This window comes from Sphingomonas sp. AOB5 (genome assembly GCF_029433115.1).
In the GTDB taxonomy this organism is placed as follows: Bacteria; Pseudomonadota; Alphaproteobacteria; order Sphingomonadales; family Sphingomonadaceae; genus Sphingomonas.
Window position 1 is genome coordinate 1 of the sequence record NZ_JARNTV010000111.1, and the last position, 5,554, is coordinate 5,554.

The following is a 5,554-nucleotide window of genomic DNA, read 5'->3' on the forward strand; positions in this document are numbered from 1 at the left end:
CCCGAAGCCGCGCTGGCACTGGCCGACCTGCCCGACGATGTGGCGGCCTCGCCCGAAGTGGAGCGCGCGCGCGCCGCGATCGCGCTGGCCAAGGAAGCGACGCCGGTCGACGATATCTCGGGCCTGGCCGCGCATGCCGCCGCGAACCCCGATGATATGGAATCCCGGCTCGAACTGGCCGGTGGCCAGATGGCGGCGGGCGACCGCGATGGCGCAGCGGAAACGCTGCTCAAGATGATCGCTGACGATCGCGAGTGGAACGAGGGCGCCGCGCGCCAGCGCCTGCTCAAGCTGTTCGAAGTGGCGGGTCTCGAGGATCCCTGGGTCTCGGCGCAGCGGCGCAAGCTGTCGGCCATCTTGTTCGGATGACGGCGACCCGACTCTCGATATTTCCCCTCGCGGGAGCGCTCTTGTTCCCGCGGATGCATCTGCCGCTCCATATCTTCGAGCCGCGCTATCGGGCGATGGTCAACGATGCGCTGGCCCGCGACCGGCGGATCGGGATGATCCAGCCGCGCGGCGAAGGCGATCCGGTGCCGCTGTTCGACATGGGCTGTGTCGGGCGCATCGCCGATGTCGAGGCGCTGGAGGACGGGCGGTTCAATCTGGTGCTGGAAGGGCTGGCGCGCTTCACCATCCTGCGCGAGCTGGATGTGACCACACCCTTCCGTCAGGTCGAAGCCGAGCTGGAGGCCGCAGGCGAGGACGAGACGCTGTCGCTGGGCGAGCGTGCGTCGCTGGAGATCGAATCGCGGCGCTTTGCCGACGCTCAGGGCTATGCGGTGGATTGGGAAGCGGTAACCCGGCTCGACGATGCGTCCCTGGTCAACGGCATTGCCCAGATCGCGCCGTTCGATGTGGCATCGAAACAGGCGCTGCTGGAAGCCGATTCGCTGTCAGGACGTGCGGACCTGATCGTGCAGCTGATGCAGTTCTTCGGCCGCCATGGCGACGAAGGCATCGTGACGCTGCAATAGGGGGCGGGGCAGCAGGCGTCAGCGCAGCTGCCAGTTCGACGCTTCGAGACGCGTCCGGATTTCCTCGCGACTGAGCGGCGCTGCCGGAAGCACGAACCGATCGGCGGGGATCGGTGCGGTGGCGACGGTGTTCAATTCCAGTCCGGAGACGCTGAGCGGCGCGCCTGTGCGCAGGACGCGAAGCATTTCGTCCATGAAGCCCGTCGGTGCGAAGCTCAACTGGGCCATCATCCGCGTGGATATCTCGAACTGATAAGCCAGCGCCTTGCCGAGCGGTGCCAATGCGGGGTCGCTGCTGATCACCATCGCCGGAGCCGTGTCGTTGCCCTCCATATACCATCCGGTACCGGTGCGGCCGCGCACCGTTACCGGCTTCCCTTCGGTCAACACCATCTCGAGCGCCCCATCGGGAATGGGCGGCATATCGGGCATCATCTTCTTCATCTGCTCGCCCAGGACTGCCGCGACGTCGGTGGCCCGCATGACCTTCGCATCCTTGCCCTCGCCGGAAATGAAATAGCCCTCGCCGGCGATGGTCAGGAGCCATAACGACTGGCCCGGCAATGTGCCGCGGACATCGCCATTCGGCGCGATCTCGATCCTCATCTCGAACGGGATCGGACTGCCCTCCGGCGGCGTATAGACCGCGGTAAGCTGGGCTTGCGCAGGGGCTGTGAACGCGATGCAAAGCAGGAGGAGGGCGGCGAGGCGAGCGATCATGAAGTGGCGCCCCATGGTGCGGGCGGTGCAGCGACCGGCCGGGTCAGGTCGAACTCCACCCGGAAATGCCGGTTCTCGCGGCGCAGTTCATAGGCGAAGCGGGTCGCGCTCGCCTCGACCGCCCAGATATTGGTGACCGAGCGATCGAGGCCGTTGGCGCGGAACATCGCGATCGATTCACCGTCGACCGGGAATTCCTGCCGCTCCGCCGTACCGGATGCAGCGGTGTCGCCGCCATACATGGTCGTCTTGTCGGAGGTGCCGTCCTCATGGCGATGATCATGCTTGAGGCGCAGGCCGGTGGCGGTCCGCGTGATCACCCAGGTGCGCGATCGGTCCTCGCCGACATGGAAGGGGATACGCACGCCGTCCGCACCGCATTCGCGGACATGCATCACCAGCGGCTTGCCCGCGAAACTGGCATCAGCCGGATCGGTGGTGACGACCTTGCCCGCAAACGCCTTGCCGCACAGCGACTGGAGCCGGGACAGAAACGCGTCCTGCGGTGCGGAGGCACCGAGCAGCAGGGGCGCGAGAAGCAGGAGCGGTTTCATAGCGGCGGCAGCTCCCAGTCGATCGGGGTACGGCCATGGCTTTCGAGAAAGGCATTGGCCCTGGAGAAATGGTGATTGCCGAAGAACCCGGCATGCGCCGACAGCGGCGAGGGATGCGGCGATTTCAGTACCAGATGGCGGCTGGTGTCGACGAACGCCGCCTTCTTCTGCGCATGGCTGCCCCACAGCAGGAACACCGTCGGGTTCGGGCTGGCATTCACCTGCCGGATCACGGCGTCGGTGAACTTCTCCCAGCCGCGGCCCTGATGTGATGCGGCATTGCCCATCTGCACCGTAAGCACCGAATTGAGCAGCAACACGCCCTGCTGCGCCCAATGTTCGAGGAAACCGTGCCGCGCGGGCGCGATGCCCAGATCGGCCTGCATCTCCTTGTAGATATTGACTAGGCTAGGCGGGGTGCGGACGCCGGGGCGGACCGAGAAGCACAGGCCATGCGCCTGACCCTCGCCATGATAGGGATCCTGACCGAGGATCACGACGCGCACCTGATCCAGCGGGGTCAGGTCCAGCGCGCGGAACCATTCGCTGCCCGCCGGGAAGATGCGCTTGCCTGCGGCCTTTTCGGCGACGAGGAATTCGCGCAGCGCCGCCATATAGGGGCTGTCGAACTCAGGTCTTAGCGGTTCGAGCCAGCTCGGATGCAGTTTGACGTCGGCCATGTGCCCGGGATGGGGCAAGCGCCGCTATTTCGTCAATCGGCCGGGGCAGACGTTGCGGAGCGGGCAGCGCGGGCAATCCGCTGCGTCGGGCCGGCACAGCGTCTGGCCGAGCCGCTTGGTCGCGACATGGAAATGGAGGAAATCGTCGCCGGTCCAGTCGGGCATGGCATCGGTCACCGCGTCGCTGACAGCCGCGGCATCGGCCCCTGCGCGGACCAGGCCCAGGCGGCGGAAGATTCGCAGCACATGGCTGTCGACGATGAACACCGGCCGGTTGAGCGTGCTGGCGTTGAGGGTCGAGGCTGCGACCTTGCGGCCGACGCCGGGGAAGCGCTCGAGCCAAGCCAGCGCTTCGGGCAGCGGCGTGCTCCCAAGGAAATCGAGCGCGAAGTCGTGCTGCTCGGCTTCGATTCCGCGCAGCGTGCGGACGACATGCTCGGCCTTGTCGCCGGCAAAGGTCACGTCGCGGATGCAGCGGGCGATCTCGCGCGGCGCCGCATGCGCCACGTGCCGGGGCGAGCGGTAGCGCTCGACCAGCCGGTCATAGGCCGCCAGCGACACCGCATCGCGCGTCCGCCCGCTGATCATCGATTTGACCAGCTGCCCCACCGGGCGCCGCCGCGTCCATAATTTCGGCGGACGCCCATCAGGCATTAGCGCGCGGCGCCAACGCGCGATATCGTCATGCCCGCAAAAGCCGAATTGCACCTGCATTGCCATCGCTCTATAGAACATAGAGAGAACATCATCAAGGGAGAGATACCGCATGACCGTTGTAGCGCGACAAAACTTTCCGGGGTGTGCGACAGAACTATCCGGAGCACTTTCATAATCGCGGACGCTCAATAAGAAGCCTCTCAGCGGCCGCTAAGCGATCGCTTCGGCGACCCAGTCGAAGCCGTCCAGCGTGTTGTTCCCGCCCGTCACCGTGCCCTGGATGATCACGTAGAAGCCCGCCTCGCTCGACGGTCCGCGCTGGCACCAGTTGTCGCGTGCGGCCGAGCTGCTCAGGTTCAGCGGCGTCAGCGTCACCACATAATCGGTGCCATCGGGAAACGGCGCCTCGAACGCCACCAGGTACGAGCTGCCGGCATTGACGGTGCTGGTCCACCGGCCCCGCTTCCTCTCGACCGTGTCGGTCGCCGCCGAGATCATCGTCTGGATCGCCGTCAGCAGCTGCGTGTTGTCGGCCGGGTTCAGCGCAACGTTGCCGCCATCCGGATCGGTGATGACGTTGGAGATCTCCTGAACGATCGCATTGGCCACGGCAGGCGTCCATCGGGTGTTGTCGATAGCGTTGCCGCCGGATGCGCCATCGACGCCGTCAAAGTCGCGCATGATTACTCCTCGGGATAGCTGAAAATGACATGGGTGTGCGCGGGCTTGGCCCCGCGGAAGACGCATTCGAGCACCAGCGCGGCATCGCCCTCGACGAAGCGGCCGCCGAACAGATCGCCCATGCGGAAGACGCTGAAGGTGCCGGCGTTCAGCACATGCACCCGCCAGACATAGCGCCAGCGGCCATCGGTGATCAGCGCGGTCAGCGCGCCGTCGAAATCGTCGACGTCCGGATCGAACTCGTGGATCTCGATGTCGAAGCCCAGCGTCGCCGCCATCTCGATATAGAATGCCGGCGTCTGCCCGGCCTGGAAGGCCAGCTTGCGCCAGCATGCCGCCTGCCGCGCGGCGATCGTGGTCTCGGCCGGCGTGCAGGGATCGGGCAGGCCCAGCACCCGCTCCCAATCGGGTAGCAGCTCGAACGCGGTGCGCGGATCGGCCTCGTCCTCCAGCTGCGCCATGCGCGCATCGAGGCGGGCCGGTTCCTCGGCCATGCCGCGTAGCAACCGCGCCAGCCAGGACGTGCGCTCACGCGGCCATGCCGCGCCGGTGGGAAGCAGCGCCTGCATCTGGCCGAGATAGGAGCGCGCGTCGCGGATCAGGACCACGTGATCGCCCCGCGGGTAGAGATCAGCCCGGCCGCCACGGTGACGTTCGCGTTGGGCAAGGTCACCGTGCTGTCGGTCTCGCCGGCAGCGCCGGAGACCGCCTCGCGGATATGGCTGATCAACAGCGTCCCGCCCGGCACCGCCTCACGCGCATGCAGATCATCGAGCGCGGCGGTCACGGCGGCGCGCACCTCGGCCGTGTCGGGCGTCAGATCGATCGTATAGGCGAGCGGCGAGGCGGTCGGCGCTGCAACGGTCACGTCGGCGCAGACCGGGCGCCTATCGGCGATCCAACCATCGACCGCCGTGATATCGCCCGCCTCGGGGATTATATCCGCCCGGCCGTCGCACACGAACAGCAGCTTGACCGTGCCCAGGCCGTCCCAATTCTCGTACACCCATGCACGGGTCACGCCGGCCACTTCGAGTGCCCATGCCACATAGTCGGTCGCCGCGCCGCCGCGCACCGGATTGCGGATGCGCTGAAGCAGCCGCGCGCGCAGCGCGTCGTCGGCCTCCGCGTTGCTGCCGCCACCGATCCCGTCCACGGCCACCGTGGCAACCGCCGACACGCCCGCGATCGGGGAGACGAAGGTCAGTTGCTGGCCCTCATCCATGGCATTGCCCGCCCCGGCAGCCTCGGCCGCCAGAAGGAGCGTGGCGGTCCCGGCTGCGAT

Annotated in this window: 9 protein-coding genes; 2 read left to right on the plus strand and 7 right to left on the minus strand. The window is 66.9% G+C overall.

Annotated features, from left to right (window positions below; translation table 11 throughout):
* Positions 1–369: tetratricopeptide repeat protein (locus P1X14_RS21530; RefSeq protein ID WP_277317476.1), on the plus strand; the 369-nt coding region annotated here is incomplete at its 5' end.
* Entirely contained in the window at positions 366–977 is a 612-nt protein-coding gene (locus P1X14_RS21535) for an LON peptidase substrate-binding domain-containing protein (RefSeq protein WP_277317477.1), read from the plus strand. The genes P1X14_RS21530 and P1X14_RS21535, both read left to right, overlap by 4 nt.
* Positions 978–995: 18 nt before the next feature.
* Here the strand turns inward: P1X14_RS21535 and P1X14_RS21540 are convergent, their stop codons facing one another.
* The 7 genes from P1X14_RS21540 to P1X14_RS21570 all read right to left on the minus strand — a co-directional run.
* Positions 996–1,697: a hypothetical protein gene (locus P1X14_RS21540; RefSeq protein WP_277317478.1), complete on the minus strand. Its 702-nt coding sequence runs from the start codon at positions 1,695–1,697 to the stop codon at positions 996–998.
* Positions 1,694–2,251 carry a hypothetical protein gene (locus tag P1X14_RS21545; protein WP_277317479.1) on the minus strand — a complete coding sequence of 186 codons (558 nt, stop codon included), beginning with the start codon at positions 2,249–2,251 and terminating at the stop codon, positions 1,694–1,696. The genes P1X14_RS21540 and P1X14_RS21545 overlap by 4 nt, the downstream gene beginning before the upstream one ends.
* The gene (gene ung, locus P1X14_RS21550; RefSeq protein ID WP_277317480.1) at positions 2,248–2,931 is read right to left on the minus strand and encodes a uracil-DNA glycosylase; all 684 of its coding nucleotides are present in this window, start codon (positions 2,929–2,931) and stop codon (positions 2,248–2,250) included. The genes P1X14_RS21545 and ung overlap by 4 nt, the downstream gene beginning before the upstream one ends.
* Positions 2,932–2,955: 24 nt before the next feature.
* Positions 2,956–3,540, minus strand: a complete 585-nt coding sequence (locus tag P1X14_RS21555) for a hypothetical protein (protein WP_277317481.1) — start codon at positions 3,538–3,540, stop codon at positions 2,956–2,958.
* 258 nt (positions 3,541–3,798) lie between these two features.
* The gene (locus P1X14_RS21560; RefSeq protein ID WP_277317482.1) at positions 3,799–4,269 is read right to left on the minus strand and encodes a hypothetical protein; all 471 of its coding nucleotides are present in this window, start codon (positions 4,267–4,269) and stop codon (positions 3,799–3,801) included.
* Positions 4,270–4,271: 2 nt separating this feature from the next.
* Positions 4,272–4,877: a putative phage tail protein gene (locus P1X14_RS21565; protein WP_277317483.1), complete on the minus strand. Its 606-nt coding sequence runs from the start codon at positions 4,875–4,877 to the stop codon at positions 4,272–4,274.
* Positions 4,868–5,554 (minus strand): baseplate J/gp47 family protein (locus tag P1X14_RS21570; RefSeq protein ID WP_277317484.1); only part of this gene is annotated, 687 nt, incomplete at its 5' end. The genes P1X14_RS21570 and P1X14_RS21565, both read right to left, overlap by 10 nt.